The sequence below is a fragment of the Aeromicrobium sp. P2_G6 genome (genome assembly GCF_056403535.1).
Window position 1 is genome coordinate 69,899 of sequence record NZ_JBFUFH010000007.1, and the last position, 21,889, is coordinate 91,787.

The following is a 21,889-nucleotide window of genomic DNA, read 5'->3' on the forward strand; positions in this document are numbered from 1 at the left end:
CATCGCCTCCGATGTGACGCCGGCTCCGGGTGGGCGTTCACTCGAAGCGTGTTCTCATCCTAGGCGCGCAGAATGCGAACCTGCGGTGACGCGCCGAGACCAGATAGCGTCGTCGCCGTGTCCGACACCCTGCTTCTCGTCCTCGATCTGGCCGGAATCGCCGTCTTCGCGTCGACCGGGGCCCTGGTCGGAGTACGCAAGGAGCTCGACGTCTTCGGCGTCGTGGTCCTCGCGCTGATCACGGGTCTCGGCGGCGGCGTGCTGCGGGACGTGCTGATCGGATCGGTGCCCCCAGCGGCGCTCGACGACTGGCGCTACCTCGTGGTGCCGGCCGTGACGGCGCTCGTGGTCTTCGCGTTCCACCCGGCTTTCGGCCGGATGGAACGTCAGATCATGGTGCTCGACGCGGTCGGGCTGGCACTGTTCTGCGTCACGGGCGCGGTCAAGGCCGACGAGGCGGGGCTGGGTTTCCTCGCCGCGTCGGCGCTCGGCATGCTGAGCGGCATCGGTGGCGGCATGATGCGCGACGTCGCCGCCGGCCGCGTTCCGGTGATCTTCCGCAGCGAGCTGTACGCCACGCCCGCGTTCGCCGGAGCGCTCATCGCGACGATCGCGCATCACCAGGGCTACACGGAGTGGTGGTACGCCCTGGCGTTCGCGGTGTGCTTGGGGTGGCGCCTGATCGCGCTGAAGCGTGGCTGGAGCGCACCCCTCCCGCCCGGCATCGACCACGCCTAGCCCCTCGCTGGGAGTGACGTTTGGGTCGCGAATCGCCGTACGAACCCGACCGAAACGTCACTCCCAGCGGGGAGTTCGGTCAGGGATTGCGGGGGAGGACGAGCTCGAACTCGGGGTCGTGATTGCCGAAGCGATGGTTGGTGATCGTGACCGACTGCTCCTGCAGGAACGGCAGCGCCTCGACGCGGCCAGAAGGAGTGACCGGGCCGCTGTAGATCGCCACGTCCGGGTCGCCCTCGACCGCGACCGCTGCGTCCTTGGCGTCATGCCCGACGAGGCGTATGCGAGCCGGCCTGGTGGCTGCGATGTGTGCGAGCCATGCGTCGTGCGTCTCGATCCGGGCCTTGGGTGCGAGGCCATCGGGCAGCGGCGTACGGGAGCTGACCGCGATCGGAGCGCCCGTACGGGCAGCAGCGAGCAGCACGCGGATGAGCTCGGGCAGGAAGTTGCCGTCGAAGCGGATCGCGACGGGCACGGGGACGTAGCGGAACACGTTGCGCTCGACGCCGAGCTTGGAGACGTCCTTGAGGATGCCGTACTCGCGGGTCCAGGCGATGTGGTCCGAGCCCGCCGCGGCGATGAGGTCGCGGTGCTCGACTCCGCTGACGTGCGGCCGGGCGGCGTCGAGGAGCCGCGACACCTCGCGTGACAGCTCGGGCGTCTCGGTGGCGCGCAGCGGGCGGGGTCGCCAGGTGCCGAGGTGCGTCAGGTAGTTGGGTCCTCCGGCCTTGGCGGTCGTGCCCACCGAGGACCGCTTCCAACCGCCGAAGGGCTGACGCTGCACGATGGCGCCAGTGATGCCGCGGTTGACGTAGAGGTTGCCGGCCTGGACCGCGTCGATCCAGGTGTTGACCTCCTTGGCATCCAGCGAGTGGATGCCAGCGGTCAGTCCGTAGTCGGTGGCGTTCTGCCACTCGATGGCCTGCCGGAGCGTGCGGGCCTTCATGATGCCGAGGACCGGGCCGAAGTACTCGGTCGTGTGGAACCGGCTGCCCGGAAGCACGCCCGTCCGGATGCCGGGGGACCACACCCGGGCGTCGGTGCCGAGCTGTCGCGGCGCGAGCAGCCATTCCTCGCCCTCGCCGAGCGTTGTCAGGCCCTCGGCGAGCTTGCCGAGCGGAGGCTCGATGACGGGCCCCATCGTGACCTCGGGGTCGTGCGGGAAGCCGACCTTGAGCGACGAGACGGCATCGATCAGCTGGCGCTCGAAGCGCTCGGAGTCGCCGACCGATCCGACCAGGATCGCGAGGCTCGCAGCCGAGCACTTCTGCCCGGCATGCCCGAAGGCGCTCTTGACGAGGTCCGCGACCGCGAGGTCGATGTCGGCGCTGGGCGTGATGACGATGGCGTTCTTGCCGCTGGTCTCGGCGAGCAGCGGGAGGTCGGGCCGCCACGAGCGGAACAGGTTGGCGGTGTCCCAGCCACCCGTGAGGATGACCCGGTCGACATCGGAGTGGGCGATCAGCGCCTTGCTGAGCGGTCCTTCGTCGATCGTGACGTAGCGCAGGACGTCACGCGGGACGCCGGCCTGCCAGAGCGCCTCGACCATGACGGCAGCGCAGCGGCGGGTCTGCGGCGCCGCCTTGATGATGACGCCGGAGCCGACGGACAGCGCTGCGAGCACGGATCCGGCCGGGATGGCCACCGGGAAGTTCCACGGAGGAGTCACGACGGTCAGGGTGTCGGGCACGAACTCGGCCCCGTCGACGGCCTCGAGCCGGCGGGCCGACTCGGCGTAGTAGTGGGCGAAGTCGATCGCCTCGCTGACCTCGACGTCGGCCTCGGCGATGGTCTTGCCTGCCTCGGCCGCCATGACCGACACGAGGTCGCCTCGACGGGCGCCGATGGCGCTGCCGGCCTGGTGGAGGATCCACGCGCGTACCTCAGACCCGCGAGCCTGCCATGCCTTGGCGGCGGTGCGGGTGTCCTGGACGACGCTCTCGAGGCTTGCCGGCCCCGGGACCTTGTTGGCGCGGACGGTCTCGGTGCCCAGCTGCGTGTAGGCCGATCGCGCGAGCACGAGGCGTCCCCACTCACGGTTCCCGGCTGTCGACGGGTCGGTGTCCGGCGTGTTGGAGAACGGGCCGGAGTGCACGGGTGCTGGCTCGGTGAGCCGATTCTGCGTGCGGTGCGGCTCGGGGACGGTGTTGTCCAGCGCATCGACCGACGCGAAGAACCGCTGGATCTCGCGGGCCAGCAGGTCCGGCTCGTCGGCCAGCTCGAACGCGGCGGACATGAAGTTGTCGCTGCTGGCGTTCTCCTCGAGCCGGCGTACGAGGTAGGAGATCGCGACGTCGAACTCCGACGGGTGCACGACCGGCGTGTAGAGCAGCAGCTGGCCGATGTCATCGCGGACGGCGTCGACGGGACCGCTGTCCATGCCGAGCAACATCTCGAAGTCGATGCCGTCGCGCACGCCGCGATCGCCCGCAAGCAGCCAGGCGTACGCGATGTCGAACAGGTTCTGCCCGGCGACGCCGAGGCGTACGGCGTCGATGCGCTCGGGCGTCATGGCCCAGTCGAGGACGCGCTTGTAGTTGGTGTCGGTCTCGCGCTTGGTGGACCAGGTGGCAAGCGGCCAGCCGTGCACCGCCGCGTCGACCCGCTCCATCGCGAGGTTGGCGCCCTTGACGACGCGCACCTTGATGGGCGCTCCGCCCTGGGCTCGCCGATTGGTCGCCCATTCCTGCAGGTCCTGCATCGCGCCGAGCGCGTCCGGCAGGTACGCCTGCAGGACGATGCCCGCCTCGAGGTCGGGGAACGACTCGAGCACGGTCTTGAACACCGCGACCGTGAGATCGAGGTCGTGGTACTCCTCCATGTCGAGGTTGATGAAGGTCGGTTCGCCGGTCGATGCGCGCTCGTAGAGCGGGGTCAGCTGCTTGACGACCCGCGCCACCGACTCCTCGAACGCCCACATCGAGAGCTGGCTGGCGACCGACGACACCTTGACCGAGACGTAGTCGACGTCGTCGCGCTCGAGCAGCTCCATCGTGCCGTCGCGTCGGTGCGCTGCCTCGCCCTCGCCGAGCACGGCCTCGCCGAGCAGGTTGAGGTTGAGCCGGTCACCGCTGGCGCGCAGGCGCTTGATCGTGCGGCCCAGCTGCGCCGGGCGAGCATCCACGACCAGATGTCCGACCATCCGGCGGAGAGTGCGCTGGGCGATCGACACGACCATCTTGGGGAACAGGACCGCGGTGACGGCGCCGAGCTTGAGCAGGATGCGCTGACTGGCCGTCAGGAACGACGGCGTGTGCAGCGCCAGTGCGCGGAGGTTGCGCGCGGCGACGCGGTGGTCTTCAGGGCGTACGACGCGGTCGACGAACCCGATCGTGAACTCGAGTCCGTGCGGGTCCTTGAGCAGCTTGGCGAGGCGTTCAGCGGAGGGATCGGCTCGGTGCGCGGATGCCCGCTCGGGATCGATCCAGGTGCGCACGAGCTCAACACTGCGCTCGGCCAGAGTGAGTTCGGTCATGTCGTGGCCAACGTTAGTGCCACATCGCCCCGAAGATCACGCGGTAGTGGTTCTGGTCGGGGTGCGGATACCCCAGGCGACCGCCGATCCGGCCAGACCGGCGATCAGAGGGACCAGGAACCCGGCCGAAGCGCCGTGGTGATCGATGACCCAGCCCGCGACAGCAGAGCCTGGAGCGACACCCACCGCGGCCCCCGTCGTCATCCAGGTCAGTGCCTCGGTGAGCCGCGAGGACGGCACGTTGCCCTCGATCAGATTGACCACGGCGATCAGGGTCGGGGAGATCATGAACCCGGTCAGGAACATGCCGAGGGCGATCAGCGGTATGCCCGACAGGAAGCTGAGCGGGGCGAACAGCAGCGACAGGGTCAGCAATGACGAGCGGAACAGCCGCAGCGGATCGGCCGACTGAGGGAGGGCGCCCACGACGACTCCCGCGATGAGGCTGCCGGTCGCCCAGATGGCGATCACGAGGCCGGCCGCGCCGCGGTTGCCCTCCTCGGTGCAGAACGCCACCACGATGACCTCGGCCGAGCCGAACAGCATGCCGAGGCCGATCGACGCCGCGACGATCGGGCCGAGCAGGCCCCAGCCGATCGGCGGACGTACGCCGCCGGTGTGCGCGACAGTCGGCGGCTCGGTACGCCGTTGGACGGCGAGCGCCCACGAGCCGAGCGTCGCGGCTGCGGCGGCGCAGACGAGCCCGGCGATGTCGGAGATCTGAAGGGTCAGCACCGTCACCAGGACCGGGCCCACCATGAACACGACCTCGTCGAGCACGGCCTCGATCGAGAACGCGGTGTTGAGCTGGCTGCGGTCGGCGACCGCGTGGGTCCACCGAGCCCGCGCCATGCTGCCGGTCTGCGGTGTGGCCAGCCCGGCGAGGGCGACGCACAGGTGCGGCAGGGGAGTCGACCACTCGGCGTCGATCGCGACCAGCGTGAGCGCCATGCCGATCGCGTACACGGCGCCGACCACCCAGAGGACCTTGGCCTGGCCGAGGCGGTCGGTGAGCCGGCCCTGTGTGGGGCCGAATGCCGCGGCCGCCAGGACGTACACCGCCGCCATGACGCCGGCGCGACCGTATGAGCCGCTGCGCTCCGAGACCAGGAGGACGATGCCGAAGCCCGCCATCGACAGCGGCAGCCTCGACACCAGGGCGGTGAGAGAGAACAGCGCAGCGCCGGGTCGTGACAACACGTCCCGATATGTCGCAAGCATCAGAAGCCTCCCAGCATGCCGACCTTATCCGTGCTGGTGGGATGATGAGCACATGGATGCACGCCCGTTCGACGCACTCCTGCTCGTGTCGTTCGGCGGACCGGAGCATCCCGATCACGTCGTCCCGTTCCTCGAGAACGTCACGGCCGGCCGCGGCATTCCACGTGAGCGCCTCGAAGAGGTCGGCCAGCACTACTTCCTGTTCGGCGGGAAGTCGCCGATCAACGAGCTCAACCTCGAGTTGCTGGACGCGCTCCGCAAGGACTTCTCCGACAATGGCGTCGACCTGCCGATCTATTGGGGCAACCGCAACTGGGACCCCTACCTGCGCGACGCCGCCCGCCAGATGGCAGCCGACGGCGTACGTCGCGCGGCCTGCTTCGTGACGAGCGCCTACTCGTCCTACTCGGGCTGCCGGCAATACCGCGAGGACCTGTACGACGCGGTCAGCGGCCTCGACATCGAGCTGAGCCGGCTGCGGCACTACTTCAACCACCCCGGTTTCGTCGGGCCCTTCATCGAGGCCACCTCGGAGGCCCTCGCCAGCGCGCCTGACGGCACGCACGTCGTGTTCGTCACGCACTCCATCCCCGAGACGATGAACGCCGCCAGCGGCGGACCGGGCCGGGAGATGTACGTTCGCCAGCACGAGAGCGTCGCCGAGCTTGTCGCCGAGGGGGTTGGCACGCATCGCTGGTCGCTGGCCTACTGCTCGCGGTCCGGATCGCCGCACATGCCGTGGCTCGAGCCGGACATCAACGACCACCTGCGTGAGCTGCACGAGTCCGGCATCTCGTCGGTCGTGGTCGTCCCGATCGGCTTCATCTCCGACCACATGGAGGTCATCTACGACCTCGACACCGAGGCCAAGATGACCGCGGACGGCCTCGGCCTGACGTACGACCGCGTCGACACCCCCGGTGCCCACCCCGACTTCGTGGCGATGGTGCGCGAGCTGCTGCTCGAGCGCGCGGCGGTGGAGCGCGGCGAGCAGGTCGAGCGCTGCTCGCTCGGCAGTCTCGGCCCGTCGCACGACGTTTGCCCAGTCGACTGCTGCCTCAACCCCCGCTCGGCACTGCCCACGATCGACTGAGGACGCACATGACCGAGCAACTCCTGACCTTGGCGCGCGAGGTCGGCCGCGAGGCGGCGGCGTTCGTTGCCGGCCGCCGTCCCGCCGGGCGCGTCGACGTCTGGGCGACCAAGTCGAGCCCCACCGACGTCGTCACCGAGATCGACGAGGCATCCGAACGCCTGATCCGCGAGCGCATCTTTGCGGCCCGTCCCGACGACGGCTTCGTCGGCGAGGAGGGCAACGACGTCGCGGGCACGACCGGGGTCGAGTGGGTCGTCGACCCCATCGACGGCACGGTCAACTTCGTCTACGGCATCCCGACCTACGGCGTCTCGATCGCCGCACGACACGACGGCGAGGTCGTCGCGGGCTACGTCATCAACATCGCGTCCGGCGCCGAGTGGGGATCCGTCCGCGGAGCCGGGGCGTGGCGCTACGACGGTGACACCCGCCGGATGCTGACCGCGCCGCAGCCGGAGTCCGTCGCGCATGCGCTGGTGGCGACCGGGTTCAACTACGTTCCGGAGATCCGGACGGCACAGGCGGCCGCGATGGCGACGTTCCTGCCGCAGGTCCGTGACATCCGCCGGATCGGCTCGGCCGCCCTCGATCTGTGTGCTCTCGCGGAGGGCCAGTTCGACGCCTACCTCGAGCAAGGACTCAAGGCCTGGGACCTCGCCGCGGGTGGTCTGATCGCGGCCGAATCAGGTCTTGTCCTGAGTGGCTTCGACGGCGGCCCGGATGAGCGTATGGTCATGGCGGCACACCCTGCGATTGCTGAGGAATATTTCGCCCTCGTACGTGCTTGTGGGTTCTGACGAACGGAACATTTGGGGCGTGTGGCACAATCACGCCGGTTGTTCCGCACAAAGGGAGATTTGATGGCTACCGATTACGACGCACCGCGCAAGACCGAGGAAGAGCAGTCCGAGGACAGCATCGAGGAGCTCAAGGCGCGTCGGCACGAGAAGAGCTCGGGCAAGGTCGACGAAGACGAGACCGAGGCCGCCGAGAACTTCGAGCTGCCCGGTGCGGACCTCTCGCACGAGGAGCTCGCGGTTCAGGTCGTGCCCAAGCAGCTCGACGAATTCACGTGCTCGTCATGCTTCCTGGTGCATCACCGCAGCCAGCTCGCGTCCGAAAAGGGCGGCGTGCTCATCTGCCGCGACTGCGCCTACTGACCTTCTCGGTCACACGTATGGGAGCCGGATCCGCAAGGACCGGCTCCCTTTACTTTTTCAACCCTGCGTCTTTGGCCGAGTTCTCGAGCGGCTTCATGCCCGGCGGCAGGTGTCCGGTCGACTTGACCCAGTAGGTCGCGGTGCCCCGGCGCACGCCGACCTTGACGAGCTCGATGATCGCTCCGCCGACGACGGCCCAGGCGACGGCCTCGCCGGTCGTGACGTCGGGGTGGCGGCCGCTGCTGGGCGGCTTCTTGCCGGTGACCGCGCGCCACGCCAGCACCGAGGCGCGCTGGGCGAGCAGGCCCGCGGCGATCGACGAGCCACGGTCCATGACCCGCCAGGCGCTCTTGCCGGGCGCCTTGGTCTTGGGCGTCGTGGCGGCCTCGGCGAGGAGCTTGTGGGACTGCTTAGCCTTCTTCTTCGCCACGCGGGGTGTCTCCGTTCGGGTCGTGCGCCGGTGAGGCCGGTGCATTCTCAGTGTGGCCCAGAGCCGCGGCGAGCGCGTCCGGGCGACGGCTCGACACGAGCCAGTACGGCGTGGGGTCGCTGTCGTCGGCGATCGGGACGATCACGCCGCGGTCGATGTAGGGACGGGTGACGAGGTAGCCGCGGGCATCGGCGCCAGTGCCGAGACGCAGGCGGTAGTCAGCCCGGTGCAGCGGCTCCACGGCGCCGATGTGGGCGCGGTCGATCGACGCGCGCCCGACCCGGAGGCTGTCGGCATCGACGCTGATCAGCAGCGAGCCGTAGCGCCAGACCAGGTAGAGGCAGGGGCCGGCGACGATGACTGTCGCAGTGATGGCGATGGGCCAGTTCGTGGCGACGAGCATGATCCAGCCCCATGCAGCCCCGAACGCGAGGGCGGCCAGCCACCAGGACACGGGGGCGGTCAGTCGTTCGCGGTACGTCGTCACGGTTCAACCTTGCCTCATGCCGGACGGCGACCGGACGCAGGTAGGGTCGCTGCCATGTTCGAGGTCACCGTCACACGCCTGGATCCAGGAGTCCCGCTCCCGACGTACGCACACCCGGGCGACGCCGGAGCCGACCTCGTCACAGCTGTCGACGTCGACCTGGCACCGGGGGAGCGGGTGCTCGTGCCGACTGGGATCGCGGTGGCGCTGCCCGACGGCCTCGCCGCCTTCGTCCACCCCCGCTCGGGACTGGCGCTTCGTCACGGCCTGTCGATCGTCAACACACCCGGCACGATCGATGCGGGTTACCGTGGAGAGATCAAGGTCCTCCTGGTCAACCACGACGCGCGTGAGTCCGTGCGGCTGTCGCGCGGTGACCGCATCGCGCAGCTCGTGATCCAACGGGTCGAGCGTGTGGCATTCACCGAGGTCGAGTCGCTGCCGGACTCGGCGCGTGGAGCCGGGGGATACGGTTCGACCGGCGGTCACGCGACCGCCGTGCCCAGGGGAAGTAGAAGCTGATGGTGCGCCGCCGCAAGAAGGAGAAGCCCGAGGAGGACGTCGTCCCGATCGAGACGACGCCAGACGTACGCGCGAACGGGCCGTGGGACATCGCGGAGAAGTCGCCTGAGGGCGATCCGGCCTACGTCGATCTCGGACCTCTGCTCGTACGCGCGCAGGACGCATTCGCCATTCAGCTCCCGGCTGAGGGCGAGAACGGGCAGATCGCCTCGGCGGTCCTGGTCGCCGAGGATTCTGCGCTCGAGTTGCGGGCATTCGCCGCGACCCGCTCCGGAGGACTGTGGGACGAGGTGCGCGACGACCTGATCATCGAGGTGACCCGGCTGGGCGGCACGAGTGAGCAGGTCGACGGGCCGTTCGGACCCGAGCTCCACGTCCGCGTGCCGGTCGAGCTCCCCGACGGTGAGCAGGGCTTCCAGCCCAGCCGCATCGTCGGGATCGAGGGCCCGAGGTGGCTGCTCAGGGGCACGTTCCTCGGTGACGCGGGCCTCAACCCGAGCGACGAGGGTGCGCTCATGGAGGCCCTTCGAGACGTCATCGTGGTCCGCGGCAACGAAGCACGGATCGCCCGGGAAGCGTTGTTGCTCACACTGCCCGACAACGCCGTCGCCTCATCGGACGAGGAGTAGAATTTCAACCATGGGACGCATCAGCAGGACCCTTGAACGCCTGTCGACCGAGAACATCGAGGCCGAGGAGCTCCAGCACGACGCCGCCAAGGCCGGTTGCCAGCTCATTGCGAACCAGGCCGACCGCTCCGTCGTCACGATCCACGGCGTGCTGCGTTCCGTCACGCTGCGTCCGGTCGACGGTGTCACGGCGCTCGAGGCCGAGCTCTACGACGGTTCCGACTGCGTCGTCCTCATCTGGCTCGGCCGGCGCAAGATCGAAGGCGTCGCCGCCGGCCGGCAGCTCAAGGCGTACGGACGCATCGGCATGCGCAACGGCGACCGCGTGATCTACAACCCACGTTACGAACTCGAGGCATGACTCCACCCCACGCAACCGCGCCCCCTACTCGCTGCGCTCGTGGGTGTACCCCCAGCTGCGCTCACGTTTGCGCGGGGACCCCGACATGACGCCCCAGGGCGGACAACCGAGCACCGACGCGTACGAGACTGTCGAGCAGCTCGTCCGCGGCCAGCTCGCCAAGGCCCTCGGCGGTCGCCGCGGCATCATCGAGAGCGCCGTCCCCACAGCACTGTTCACGATCTCGTGGATCAGCACCCACGACCTGAAGCTGTCGCTGATCATCAGTGTCGTCGCGACCGTGGCCCTGCTGGTCGTACGCCTGGCCCAGCGGTCCACCGTCCAGTTCGTCATCAACTCGCTGTTCGGCATCGGGATCGCCGCGCTGTTCGCCTCGCGGTCGGGCGAGGCGCGTGACGTCTTCCTGCCCGGCATCCTCTACAACGGCGCCTATTCCGTCGTCTTCGTCCTGTCGATCGTGGTCGGCTGGCCGATTCTGGGCTTCATGATCGGCAGCGTCACCGGCGACCCGACCGCGTGGCACAAGGACCGCGGGCTCGTGAAGCTGTGCTCGCAGCTCACCTGGATGATGGCAGCGCCGTGCATCCTCCGTGTCCTGGTGCAGTACCCGCTCTGGGCGACGGACCACGTCGCTCTGCTGGGCGGAGCCAAGATCGCGCTGGGCTGGCCGTTGCAGATCGCCTCGTTCGCGGCGATGGCGTGGCTGCTGGGCCGCAACCACACGCCGATCGAGCCCAAGGACGACTGAGTTCGCGCGCACTGCTGGATGGTTTCGAGGCTTCGGCCGCTGGCGGCCTTCGCACCTCAACCACCGATCGGTGGCTCAGTGCTTGGGGGAGAGCAGCTCGCCGAGATGGTCCTCGGCGTCCTCCGGCGTCACGAACAGCAGCTCGTCGCCGGCCTCGAGTGAGCGGTCGGCGTCAGGCGTCTGGATCGTGTTGTCGCGCAGGATCGCCACGATCACGACGTCATCCGGCCACGGCACCTCGCTGACCCGCTTGCCGACGAACGGGGAGTCCCCCGGCATCGTGAGCTCGACCAGGTTGGTGTTGCTCTGGCGGAACGTGAACAGCCGCACCAGGTCACCGACCGTGACGGCTTCCTCGACGAGGGCCGACATGATGCGAGGCGTCGACACCGAGACGTCAACCCCCCACGACTCGCTGAACAGCCACTCGTTGTCGGGGTGGTTGACGCGGCCGACCGTGCGGGGCACGGCGAACTCGGTCTTGGCCAGCAGGCTGCAGACCAGGTTCACCTTGTCGTCGCCGGTCGCCGAGATGACGACGTCGCACGACTCGAGCTGCGCCTCCTCGAGGGAGGACAGCTCGCACGCGTCGGCGAGCAGCCACTGTGCGTCGGGCAGGGTGTCGGCGCGTATGGCTGAGGGTGCCTTGTCGATCAGCAGGACGGAGTGTCCGTTGTCGATGAGCTCCTGGGCGACCGAGCGGCCAACGGCGCCGGCTCCGGCGATCACGACGCGCATCAGTCCTCCTCCGGCCCGGCCTCGAGGGCGGCGTGGGCGGCGCTGGCGTGGTCCTCGCGCATGAAGAGGCTCAAGTAGTCACCCTCCTGGATGACGGTGTCCGGCGTCGCGATGACGCCGGTGCCGAGACGCCGGAGGAACGCGACGCGTACGCCGGCAGCATCCTCGAGCTCCGCGATGCGGCGGCTGATCCAGGGGATCGGCGCGTAGACCTGGTCTAGCCGCACCTCGCCGGTCTGGTCGCGCCAGGCGGGCTCGGTGCCGGCTGGGACGAGACGCCGAAGGACTTGATCGGCGGCCCAGGGGACCGTGGCGACCGTGGGTACGCCCAGCCGCTCGTAGACCTCGGCGCGGCCCGGGTCATAGATGCGGGCGACGACGTTCTCGATCTTGAACTGCTCGCGGGCGACGCGCGCGGAGATGATGTTGGAGTTGTCACCGCTGGACACGGCCGCGAACGCGTCGGCGCGCTCGATGCCGGCCTTGATCATCACGTCGCGGTCGAAGCCCATGCCGGTGACGGTGATGCCGCTGAAGCCGGGCCCGAGGCGCCGGAACGCGTCCGGGTTGGTGTCGATCACGGCGGTGGTGTGGCCCCGATCCTCGAGGCTGCGCGTGAGGGTCGAACCGACTCGGCCGCAGCCCATGATCACGATGTGCACGCAGGCGACGCTACACCGCCACGGGACGGGCCGCGCAAGGACACAGTGTGAGGTCTAGCATCGTCTCTCGTGGGTATCACCGAGGTCGCCAAGCGCGCGCTGGTCGGCCGCAAGCTCCGTAGCACCCAGCTCGGTGAGACGCTGCTCCCCAAACGCATCGCCCTGCCGGTCTTCGCGAGCGATGCGTTGTCGTCCGTCGCCTACGCGCCCGACGAGATCTTCCTGACGCTCTCGCTCGGCGGACTGTCGGCGTACGCCTACAACTGGAAGATCGGCATCGCGGTCGCCTGCGTCATGGCGATCGTGGTCATGTCCTACCGGCAGAACGTTCACGCATACCCCAGCGGTGGCGGCGACTACGAGGTCGCGACGGTCAACCTGGGGCCGACGGCCGGGCTGACGGTCGGCAGCGCGCTGCTGGTCGACTACGTCCTCACCGTCGCGGTCTCGATCTCCTCTGGCGTGCAGAACGCCAGCTCCGCCCTCCCATGGCTCGACGGGCACGAGGCCACCGCTGCCTCGGTCCTCGTGTTCGTGCTGATGGCGATGAACCTGCGTGGCACCAAGGAGTCCGGCAAGGCGTTCGCCGTGCCGACTTATCTGTTCATGATCTCGATCATCCTGATGGGTGTGTGGGGCTACGCGCGCTACATCTTCGGTGACCTGCCCACCACGGACAGCGCGCAGTACCACATCACCGCCGAGGGCGACGCCGCCAACGGGCTGACCGGCATCGCGATGGTGTTCCTGCTCGCGCGCGCCTTCTCGTCGGGGTGTGCCGCGCTGACTGGCGTCGAGGCGATCAGCAACGGCGTGCCGGCGTTCAAGAAGCCCAAGAGCAAGAACGCCGCGACGACGCTGCTGCTGCTGGGGACGATCGCCATCACGATGCTCATGAGCATCGTCGTGCTGGCCGACCTGATGAAGCTGCGCTACGTCGAGGACCCCGCGCGCCAGCTGCTCAAGGCCAACGGCCAGCCGGTCGGCTCCGGCTACGAGCAGGACACCGTGATCGGTCAGCTGGCCAAGGCGCTCTACAGCGACTTCACCCCGCTGTTCTACTTCACGATCGCCTGCACCGGCATCATCCTCGTGCTGGCTGCCAACACCGCGTTCAACGGCTTCCCGGTCCTCGGTTCGATCCTGGCGCGCGACGGCTTCCTCCCGCGGCAGCTCGACACCCGCGGCGACCGCCTGACGTTCAGCAACGGCATCATCCTGCTCGCGGTCGCGGCGGTCGTCCTGATCCAGGTGTACGACGCCGAGGTCACCCGGCTGATCCAGCTCTACATCGTCGGCGTCTTCGTCTCGTTCAACCTGAGCCAGCTCGGCATGATCCGGCACTGGAACCGGCACCTGAAGACCGAGAAGGATCCCGCCGAGCGTGCCCGGATGCAACGCTCCAAGACCGTCAACTCGATCGGCCTCGGGATGACCGCGACGGTCCTGGTCATCGTGCTGATCACCAAGTTCCTCGCCGGAGCGTGGATCGCGATCGTCGCGATGATCGCGATCTTCCTGCTGATGCGCGGCATCGGACGCCACTACGACCGGGTCTCCGAAGAGCTCGAGATCGACGACTCCGACGTCACGCTTCCCTCGCGGGTGCACGCGATCGTCCTGGTCAGCAAGGTCCACAAGCCGACGATGCGCGCCCTCGCGTACGCCAGGGTGTCGCGCCCCAACTCCCTCGAGGCGCTGACCGTCGAGTTCGATCCGGCTCACACCGCGGCGTTGATGAAGCAGTGGGAGGACCTGGAGATCCCGGTCCCGCTCAAGGTCGTCAACTCGCCCTACCGCGAGCTCGTTCGCCCGGTCATCCGCTACGTCAAGGAGCTCCGCAAGTCGAGTCCCCGCGACATCATCACGGTCTACATCCCCGAGTACGTCGTGGGCAGGTGGTGGGAGCAGCTCCTGCACAACCAGACCGCCCTGCGGCTCAAGGGTCGCCTGCTGTTCATGCCGGGCGTCATGGTCACGAGCGTGCCCTATCAGCTCAGCTCCGCGGGTCGTGCCAAGCAGCGCCTGGGTCGCAGCCGCCCGGCGCCCGGCGACATCCGCCGCGGATTCCGGGACTAGACATGACCGACCCGATCGTCGATGTCGGGCCGATCGCGCACGGCGGCCACTGCGTCGCACGTCTCGACGGCCAGGTCGTCTTCGTACGCCACACGCTGCCGGGCGAGCGTGTACGCATCCACATCACCGAGCGATCCAAGACGTTTCTGCGTGCCGATGCCGTCGAGGTGATCGAGGCGGCTCCGGGCCGGGTCGAGGCACCGTGTCCGTACGCGGGTCCCGGCCTGTGCGGGGGTTGCGACTTCCAGCACGTCGATCCGGCGACCCAGCGGGAGCTGCTCGGTGAAGTCGTGCGCGAGCAGCTGCGGCGCCTGGCCGGCATCACGTGGGACGGCGAGGTGGAGGCGGTCGACCCCGAGGCACTCAACTGGCGTACGAGGATGCAGTTCGCGGTCGACGGCGAGGGCCGGCCCGGGCTCCGCAAGCACCGGTCCCACGAGATCATCCCGGTCGATCGCTGCCTGATCGCCCATCCCGGCCTGCCTGACGTGCTCGGCCGCCGCTGGGACGCGGAGTCGGTCGAGGCGATCGTCTCCTCGACCGGCGACACGCTGCTCGTGACGGATGCCTCGATCCCCGACGACGTCGAGGCGGCGGTCGACGGTGTGGTGGCGGTCGACGGCACGACTCGCGGTGGGCGCGGCGCGGTCGTCGAGCGGGTGCTCGCTGCGGACTTCCGGGTCTCCGGCTCGGGATTCTGGCAGGTGCACCCCGATGCCGCGACGACATTGGTCGAGGCCGTGATCGACGCAGCGGACGTCGCGCCCGACGACACGGTCCTCGACCTCTACGCCGGCGTCGGCCTGTTCACGACCTTTCTCGCGGACGAGGCGGGGGAGGACGGCGTCGTCCTCAGCGTCGAGTCCGACCGCGGTGCGTCCCGCGACGCCCGACGCAATCTGCATGACTTCCCGCAGGTCCGGCTGGTCGGCGCGTCCGTCGAGCGGGCCCTCCATGACGGCTCGCTGGGGGAGTCCGCCGACGTCGTCGTGCTCGACCCGCCACGCACCGGAGCCAAGAAGGCCGTCGCGGGGATCGTCGACCTGTCACCCCGGCGCATCGTCTACGTCGCCTGTGACCCGGCGGCGCTGGCTCGCGACCTGGCCTCATTCGCCGCGCGGGGCTACGTCCTGGACGGCTTGCGCGCCTTCGCGCTCTTCCCGATGACGCACCACGTGGAGTGCGTGGCGGTTCTTGTGAAAGCCTGACGCTCAGGCCACAGTGAGGCATGCGCTTCGCAGACCCGCAAGGCTGTCCAAACTGTCGGGGCGCGATTGCCGGTCAGACGGTGTGTCAGCACTGCGGCCTCGACCTGACCTCGCCAGAGATCCGGCAGCTCTGGCAGACGCTTCTGCAGGCCGACGAGCTGCTGGCCCGCGCGCCCAGGGTGGCCCGCACCCCGGTCGCCGAGAATCCTCCACTGGCTCGCGAACGCCCGGACCTCCCGGCGTACGCGCCCTCGGGGGGCCCGGCTCCCACAGCGCCATCGAGCTCGATCTCGCCGGGATCGATCCTCCTGGGCCTCGGCGCACTGTGCATCCTGGTGGCCGGGTTCGTCTTCCTCACGGTTGCCTGGGGATCGCTCGGGGTCACGGGTCGCGCGCTCGTCCTGCTGGCATTCACGGCAGCTGTTGGCGGGATCGGGACCTGGGTCACGGGTCGGCATCTGCGCGGCTCGGCTGAGGCGATCTGGGCCGTCTTCCTCGGACTGTTCACGCTGGACTGGTTCGCCGCACGCCAGCAGGGACTGTGGGGACTGGATGCCGTGTCGTTCACGGTGACCTCCACGGTGTGGGCGGCGGTCGTGTTCGCCCTGGCGTCGCTCATCACGGTCAGGTCACGCACGGCGGTCGGACGAAATCTCCTCACCACCATGATCGCCGCAGGTGTGGCGCCGTGGTTCGGTGCCACAGTGCTCGGCGTCAGGCTCGCGGACGAGGGTGACTGGCGCCCGTTCTGGGCTGCGCTCGTCGTTGCGGGATTCGTCTCGATCTTCCTGCTGGTCGCACTGCGGCTGCGACTGAGCCTCACTGCGGTGCTGCTCGGCGGATTCGCGGCGATCGTCTCACTCCTTGCCGTCGTTGCGGCGATCGTCGAGGCGCTCGAGTCGCCGAGCCTGTCCGAGCTGACCCGTGACGGTCATGGCCTGCCCCTGCTGCTCACGATCGTGGTCGCTGTCACGGTCGGTGTGCTCGAACGACGCGCAGCGATGGCGGCTGCGGCGTTCGCCGGGCTCGCCGCTGCATTGCTGATCGTCCTGCCGGTCGACGAGGCCTGGCCCGAACGCGGCGCGTATGTCTTCGGGGCCGCGTTGGTGCTTGCCGGCGCTGCGGCCCTTCGCCGCTCGGACGCGTGGTCGCGCGGTGGCCGGATCGCCACGGCTGTCGTGGGCCTTTGCCTGGGTGTGTCGGCGCTCCCATGGGTCGCCAATCTCGGGTCGGTCGTCGGCGATGGCGCTCAGGGCGGCGGGGGAGACGACTTCTGGGCGCGATCCACGGCGATCGCCGAGACCCCTGGCCCCTGGTGGCTTGCCGGCATCGTGTTCGGCGCCCTCACCGGGGCGGGGTACCTGGTCCGTTGGTGGCCTGAGGCGCAGCAGTTCCGGCCGCTGATCACTCCAGTGGTCGCTGTCGTGGGCGCTGCCGGACTGCTGTCCGCCGTCGCGGCCACCTCTCCGTCGTACGTGGTGCTGGCGCTCGTCATGGTCGCTGCCGGTGCTCTGCTCTCCGAGCTGCTTCGGCGACAGGAGCTCGCGTGGACTCTGCTCGGTCCGGCTCTCATCGCGGTGGCGCCGGTCGTGCCGCTGGTCTCGACCTCGGCGATGTTGGTCATCTGGCTGCTCGCTGCCTCCATGCTGGCGGCCGTGGCCGTACGTTCGCCGGAGCGCTGGTGCACGGAGCCGACCGCGTTCGCCGCGGCAGGGTGGGCGATGGGCGCCGCCGGAATCGCCGCGGTGCTCGGCGAGGCCGACGACCGCATCGTGGCGTTGTGCCTCGTCGCGGCTGCCGTGGTGGGCCTGGCCGTCGCCTCAACGATCCTGCGCAAGCGTGTCGGCCGACTCGGCGTGGAGACTGCGGCCGCGGCGGTTGCCGTGGTCGGACTGGGGTTCGCCGCCGGACGCGAGACCGGGCTGCCCTGGCAGGCACTGCTGTGGACGTTCGCCGGCGCCGCGCTGGTGCTGCTCAGCTTCGTCACGCCTGATCGCCGGTTCTTCCAGAAGATCGGTGCGGTCGCGCTCGGTGTCGCGTACGTCCTGAGGCTCGTCGCGAGCGACGTGGAGGTCGTGGAGGCCTACACCTTGCCGTTCGCCGTCGTCCTCCTCGCGGCCGGATGGTGGGCCATGCGGGGAGACGACGCCGTGGACAGCGTGCGTGCGCTGGCGCCCGGACTGACACTGGCGCTGCTGCCGAGCCTGCCGCAGGCACTCGACAGCCCCGGCAGCCTGCGGACGCTGCTCCTCGGCCTTGGCGCCCTGCTCGTCCTGGCGATCGGAGCGCGATGGCACTGGAAGGCGCCGTTCGTCGCCGGCGCCTTGATCGTGGGCGTGCTGGCCATCGCCAACCTCGGCCCGTACGCCTTCGTCATCCCGCGCTGGGTGTTGATCGCCGGAACGGGTGCGCTCCTCCTGGGTGCCGGCGTCACGTGGGAGGACCGGGTCCGCGACGGTCGCGCGGTCGCCAGGTACGTCGTCTCGATGCGTTGATCCGCAGAACGCGCCGAGCAGGTCCTTGTGCCCGGGCGTCGGCAGCGACACAGTGGCAAAATGAGCGCGATGGAGGCACCGACGGCCGGGTACAGGACGATCCGGCAGCTGAGGCGCGAAGCGCTCGGGCATGATGCCCTGCTCTTCAGCGCAGCGTTCTCCGCAGGTGCCCTGCTCTACTTCGTCGGCAGGGCGATCCGCGAGGCCGTCTCGGACGGTGGTCACAATGATTTCTGGACGATCAGCCTCTCCGACGACCTGATTCTGAGCGGCTTGATCGCGGGGGAGCTGTTCCTGATCTGGAACAACGGCCTGCGTCAGGGGCTGCGCGGTCACAGCATCGGCAAGCACCGGGTGGGGCTGGCTGTCGTCGACGTCGGCGACGACGCGCCGACCGGTGCCGCCCGCGGAGTCCTTCGGGGCCTCGTCATGGCGCTCCTGCTGGATCTCGCCGTCGCGGCGATCCCGATCGGCCTGCCCACGGTTCTGCGCCGCCTCACCCCTGAGAGCTGGCACTTCGGCGGCGCGGCATACCTGGCTCTCATCGTCCTGGTCGTGCCGCTGCTGATCTCGAGCGACCGCGGCTTCGCCGACCGCATCGTCCGCACCAAGGTCATCCGGGCCACCGGGCACGACGCCATGACGACGTGGGCGCGTCAGCGCGTCCTGGTCGCGGTGGACATCGCCGGCGTGGCCGGGCTGCTCGGCGTGGCGATCATCTACATCGCGTACTACTCACCGCTCCTGCAGTTCCCTGACCCGTTCTGAGCGCGGGTCGGGGGTGGCCATCGTCTCGACATCATGTATCTTGATGTCAAGAGACATTCGCGCATGAAGTTAGGACGACCTGACCATGCGCTGCGCAGCAGTGCTGGGCAGGATGGAAGACGACGCGAAGGAGAATGACGATGGCCGTCGACAGCTTTGGATCGAAGGACTCCCTCACAGTCGGGGACTCCACGTATGACTACTACCGCCTCGACGCGGTGACGGGTGACGGGCTCGACGTCTCAACCCTGCCGTTCAGCCTCAAGGTGCTCCTCGAGTCGCTGCTCCGCACCGAGGACGGCGCCGACATCACCAAGGCCGACATCGAGGCCCTCGCCGGCTGGGACGCGACCGTCGAGCCCAGCAAGGAGATCCAGTTCACGCCCGCCCGCGTGATCATGCAGGACTTCACCGGCGTCCCGTGCGTCGTCGACCTCGCCACGATGCGTGAGGCCATGGCCGACCTCGGCGGCGACGCGACGAAGATCAACCCCCTGGCACCGGCCGAGATGGTCATCGACCACTCCGTCATCGCCGACGTCTTCGGCACGCCCGAGGCGTTCGAGCGCAACGTCGAGATCGAGTACGAGCGCAACCGCGAGCGCTACCAGTTCCTCCGTTGGGGCCAGGGCGCGTTCGACGACTTCAAGGTCGTCCCGCCCGGCACCGGCATCGTGCACCAGGTCAACATCGAGAAGCTCGCCCGCGTCGTGTTCGACAAGAACGGCACGGTCTACCCCGACTCCTGCGTCGGCACGGACTCGCACACCACGATGGTCAACGGCCTGGGCGTCGTCGGCTGGGGTGTCGGCGGCATCGAGGCCGAGGCAGCCATGCTCGGCCAGCCCATCAGCATGCTGATCCCGCGCGTCGTCGGCTTCAAGCTGTCTGGTGAGCTGCCCCAGGGCGCCACTGCGACGGACCTCGTCCTCGTCATCACCGAGCAGCTCCGCAAGCACGGGGTCGTGGGCAAGTTCGTCGAGTTCTACGGCTCCGGTGTCGGCGCCGTCCCGCTGGCCAACCGCGCCACGATCGGCAACATGAGCCCCGAGTACGGCTCCACGATCGCGGTCTTCCCGATCGACGACGAGACCACCAAGTACATGCGCCTGACCGGCCGCGACGAGCAGCAGATCGCGCTCGTCGAGGCCTACGCCAAGGCGCAGGGCCTGTGGCACGACCCCGAGCGTGAGGCGCGCTACTCCGAGTACCTCGAGCTCGACCTCGGCGACGTCGTCCCGTCGATCGCCGGACCCAAGCGTCCACAGGACCGCGTCTCGCTGACTGAGAGCAAGTCCTCGTTCCGCGCCGCGCTGCGTGACTACGTCGACCACGACGAGCAGGAGCTCAACGGCTACGACGAGTCGGTCGACGAGTCGTTCCCCGCATCGGACTCGCCGACGTCGTCGCAGCACAACGGTGCCGATGACGAGCCGCACGCTCCGCGCGGCAACGGCGACGAGCGCGTACGCAACCCGCAGAAGGTCACGCTCGAGGACGGCACTGAGTTCGAGGTCGACCACGGGGCTGTCACGATCGCCGCGATCACGTCGTGCACCAACACGTCCAACCCGTCAGTCATGATCGGGGCCGGCCTGCTGGCCAAGAACGCCGTTGAGAAGGGCCTGCAGCGCAAGCCGTGGGTCAAGACGACGCTGGCGCCGGGCTCCAAGGTCGTGACGGACTACTACGAGAAGTCCGGGCTCAACGTCTATCTCGACAAGCTCGGCTTCAACCTCGTCGGCTACGGCTGCACGACCTGCATCGGCAACTCCGGGCCGCTGATCCCCGAGGTCAGCAAGGCCGTCAACGACGGCGACCTCGCCGTCACTGCGGTGCTCTCGGGCAACCGCAACTTCGAGGGCCGCATCAACCCCGACATCAAGATGAACTACCTCGCGTCGCCGCCACTGGTCATCGCGTACGCCCTGGCCGGCTCGATGGATGTCGACCTGTTCAACGACCCCTTGGGCCAGGACCAGGACGGCAACGACGTCTTCATGAAGGACATCTGGCCGTCGCCGCAGGAGGTCGAAGACGTCATCGCGTCGTCGATCGACTCCGGCACGTTCACCAAGGAGTACGCCGACGTGTTCGCCGGCGACGAGCGCTGGCAGAACCTGTCGACGCCCGACGGTGACGTGTTCGAGTGGGACCCCGAGTCGACCTACGTCCGCAAGGCGCCCTACTTCGACGGCATGGCTCTCGAGCCCTCGCCGGTCGAGGAGGTCACCGGCGCGCGCGTCCTGCTCAAGCTCGGTGACTCGGTCACGACCGACCACATCAGCCCCGCCGGTGCGATCAAGAAGGACAGTCCGGCCGGCAAGTACCTGTCGGAGCACGGCATCGAGCCGCGCGACTTCAACTCGTACGGATCGCGTCGCGGCAACCACGAGGTCATGATCCGCGGCACGTTCGCCAACATCCGCCTGCGCAACCAGATGGCGCCGGGCACCGAGGGCGGCTTCACCCGCAACCTCATCGACGGCGGCGAGGTCACGAGTGTGTTCGAGGCATCCGAGGCCTACCAGGCTGCCGGCGTGCCGCTCGTGGTCCTCTCGGGCAAGGAGTACGGCTCGGGCTCGTCGCGTGACTGGGCGGCCAAGGGCACCGCACTGCTGGGCGTCAAGGTCGTCATCGCCGAGTCCTACGAGCGCATCCACCGGTCCAACCTGATCGGCATGGGCGTCCTCCCGCTGCAGTACCCCGAGGGCCAGAGCGCCGAGTCGCTCGGGCTGACGGGGGAGGAGACGTTCGACTTCACCGGCATCACCGAGCTCAACGAAGGTCGTACGCCCAAGACCGTCCACGTCAAGGCCGGAGACGTCGAGTTCGATGCGGTGGTACGCATCGACACGCCGGGTGAGGCCAACTACTACCGCAACGGCGGCATCATGCCGTACGTCCTGCGGAGCCTGCTCGACTGAGTGTTTTCGCAGGTCAGGGGCATCGCCGTCACGGCGGTGCCCCTGCCTTTTTGGTCGACCCCAGAACGTAACCGATTTGTTGTTCAAGTCGCTGGACGTGACCCCGATCACGGTATAGGTTGTGGCAAACAACAAACGCGTCACG

The 21,889-nt window shown here is 68.8% G+C and carries 19 protein-coding genes; 13 read left to right on the forward strand and 6 right to left on the reverse strand.

The annotated features are described in order from the left end of the window. Positions 1-117: 117 nt before the first annotated feature. A complete protein-coding gene (locus AC1DVU_RS19685) occupies positions 118-738 on the forward strand; it encodes a trimeric intracellular cation channel family protein (RefSeq protein ID WP_476924147.1) in 621 nt (206 codons plus the stop codon). A 79-nt stretch (positions 739-817) separates the two neighbouring features. Here the strand turns inward: AC1DVU_RS19685 and AC1DVU_RS19690 are convergent, their stop codons facing one another. Together AC1DVU_RS19690 and AC1DVU_RS19695 are read right to left on the reverse strand one after the other, a co-directional pair. Further along, a complete protein-coding gene (locus tag AC1DVU_RS19690; RefSeq protein ID WP_476924148.1) occupies positions 818-4,213 on the reverse strand; it encodes a bifunctional proline dehydrogenase/L-glutamate gamma-semialdehyde dehydrogenase in 3,396 nt (1,131 codons plus the stop codon). A gap of 36 nt (positions 4,214-4,249) precedes the next feature. Next, on the reverse strand, positions 4,250-5,434 hold the full coding sequence (locus AC1DVU_RS19695; protein ID WP_476924149.1) for an MFS transporter: 1,185 nt from the start codon (positions 5,432-5,434) through the stop codon (positions 4,250-4,252). Between the two features lie 52 nt (positions 5,435-5,486). Here AC1DVU_RS19695 and AC1DVU_RS19700 point away from each other — a divergent pair, with 52 nt between their 5' ends. The 3 genes from AC1DVU_RS19700 (at position 5,487) to AC1DVU_RS19710 (ending at position 7,690) form a co-directional block, all read left to right on the forward strand. After that, positions 5,487-6,527, forward strand: a complete 1,041-nt coding sequence (locus AC1DVU_RS19700) for a ferrochelatase (protein WP_476924150.1) — start codon at positions 5,487-5,489, stop codon at positions 6,525-6,527. 8 nt (positions 6,528-6,535) lie between these two features. Beyond that, the gene (locus AC1DVU_RS19705; RefSeq protein WP_476924151.1) at positions 6,536-7,327 is read left to right on the forward strand and encodes an inositol monophosphatase family protein; all 792 of its coding nucleotides are present in this window, start codon (positions 6,536-6,538) and stop codon (positions 7,325-7,327) included. Between the two features lie 63 nt (positions 7,328-7,390). Continuing rightward, the gene (locus tag AC1DVU_RS19710; protein ID WP_476924152.1) at positions 7,391-7,690 is read left to right on the forward strand and encodes a DUF4193 domain-containing protein; all 300 of its coding nucleotides are present in this window, start codon (positions 7,391-7,393) and stop codon (positions 7,688-7,690) included. A 49-nt stretch (positions 7,691-7,739) separates the two neighbouring features. On the opposite strand, the gene AC1DVU_RS19715 is transcribed toward AC1DVU_RS19710, so the two are convergent. Together AC1DVU_RS19715 and AC1DVU_RS19720 are read right to left on the reverse strand one after the other, a co-directional pair. After that, positions 7,740-8,120: a DUF4235 domain-containing protein gene (locus AC1DVU_RS19715; RefSeq protein WP_476924153.1), complete on the reverse strand. Its 381-nt coding sequence runs from the start codon at positions 8,118-8,120 to the stop codon at positions 7,740-7,742. Beyond that, positions 8,101-8,607: a DUF3093 domain-containing protein gene (locus AC1DVU_RS19720; protein WP_476924154.1), complete on the reverse strand. Its 507-nt coding sequence runs from the start codon at positions 8,605-8,607 to the stop codon at positions 8,101-8,103. The genes AC1DVU_RS19715 and AC1DVU_RS19720 overlap by 20 nt, the downstream gene beginning before the upstream one ends. A gap of 54 nt (positions 8,608-8,661) precedes the next feature. Here AC1DVU_RS19720 and dut point away from each other — a divergent pair, with 54 nt between their 5' ends. The 4 genes from dut (at position 8,662) to AC1DVU_RS19740 (ending at position 10,867) form a co-directional block, all read left to right on the forward strand. Then, positions 8,662-9,129 carry a dUTP diphosphatase gene (dut, locus tag AC1DVU_RS19725; RefSeq protein WP_476924155.1) on the forward strand — a complete coding sequence of 156 codons (468 nt, stop codon included), beginning with the start codon at positions 8,662-8,664 and terminating at the stop codon, positions 9,127-9,129. Continuing rightward, a complete protein-coding gene (locus AC1DVU_RS19730; RefSeq protein ID WP_476924156.1) occupies positions 9,129-9,758 on the forward strand; it encodes a DUF3710 domain-containing protein in 630 nt (209 codons plus the stop codon). Before dut ends, AC1DVU_RS19730 begins: the two co-directional genes overlap by 1 nt. Before the next feature lie 10 nt (positions 9,759-9,768). Beyond that, complete coding sequence (locus AC1DVU_RS19735; protein WP_476924157.1) at positions 9,769-10,119, forward strand: OB-fold nucleic acid binding domain-containing protein; 351 nt, start codon at positions 9,769-9,771, stop codon at positions 10,117-10,119. A gap of 85 nt (positions 10,120-10,204) precedes the next feature. Further along, entirely contained in the window at positions 10,205-10,867 is a 663-nt protein-coding gene (locus AC1DVU_RS19740; RefSeq protein ID WP_476924158.1) for a DUF3159 domain-containing protein, read from the forward strand. Positions 10,868-10,942: 75 nt separating this feature from the next. On the opposite strand, the gene AC1DVU_RS19745 is transcribed toward AC1DVU_RS19740, so the two are convergent. Continuing rightward, positions 10,943-11,605 (reverse strand): potassium channel family protein, encoded by a 663-nt coding sequence (locus AC1DVU_RS19745; RefSeq protein ID WP_476924159.1) that lies wholly within the window; start codon positions 11,603-11,605, stop codon positions 10,943-10,945. Next, a complete protein-coding gene (locus AC1DVU_RS19750; protein WP_476924160.1) occupies positions 11,605-12,267 on the reverse strand; it encodes a potassium channel family protein in 663 nt (220 codons plus the stop codon). The genes AC1DVU_RS19745 and AC1DVU_RS19750 overlap by 1 nt, the downstream gene beginning before the upstream one ends. A 69-nt stretch (positions 12,268-12,336) precedes the next feature. Here AC1DVU_RS19750 and AC1DVU_RS19755 point away from each other — a divergent pair, with 69 nt between their 5' ends. The 5 genes from AC1DVU_RS19755 (at position 12,337) to acnA (ending at position 21,744) form a co-directional block, all read left to right on the forward strand. Beyond that, positions 12,337-14,346: an APC family permease gene (locus AC1DVU_RS19755; protein ID WP_476924161.1), complete on the forward strand. Its 2,010-nt coding sequence runs from the start codon at positions 12,337-12,339 to the stop codon at positions 14,344-14,346. A 2-nt stretch (positions 14,347-14,348) separates the two neighbouring features. Further along, entirely contained in the window at positions 14,349-15,554 is a 1,206-nt protein-coding gene (locus tag AC1DVU_RS19760; protein ID WP_476924162.1) for a class I SAM-dependent RNA methyltransferase, read from the forward strand. A gap of 80 nt (positions 15,555-15,634) precedes the next feature. Continuing rightward, complete coding sequence (locus AC1DVU_RS19765) at positions 15,635-18,049, forward strand: SCO7613 C-terminal domain-containing membrane protein (protein ID WP_476924163.1); 2,415 nt, start codon at positions 15,635-15,637, stop codon at positions 18,047-18,049. Positions 18,050-18,109: 60 nt separating this feature from the next. Then, entirely contained in the window at positions 18,110-18,817 is a 708-nt protein-coding gene (locus AC1DVU_RS19770; protein WP_476924164.1) for a hypothetical protein, read from the forward strand. A gap of 140 nt (positions 18,818-18,957) precedes the next feature. Then, the gene (acnA, locus tag AC1DVU_RS19775) at positions 18,958-21,744 is read left to right on the forward strand and encodes an aconitate hydratase AcnA (RefSeq protein WP_476924165.1); all 2,787 of its coding nucleotides are present in this window, start codon (positions 18,958-18,960) and stop codon (positions 21,742-21,744) included. Positions 21,745-21,889 lie beyond the last annotated feature (145 nt).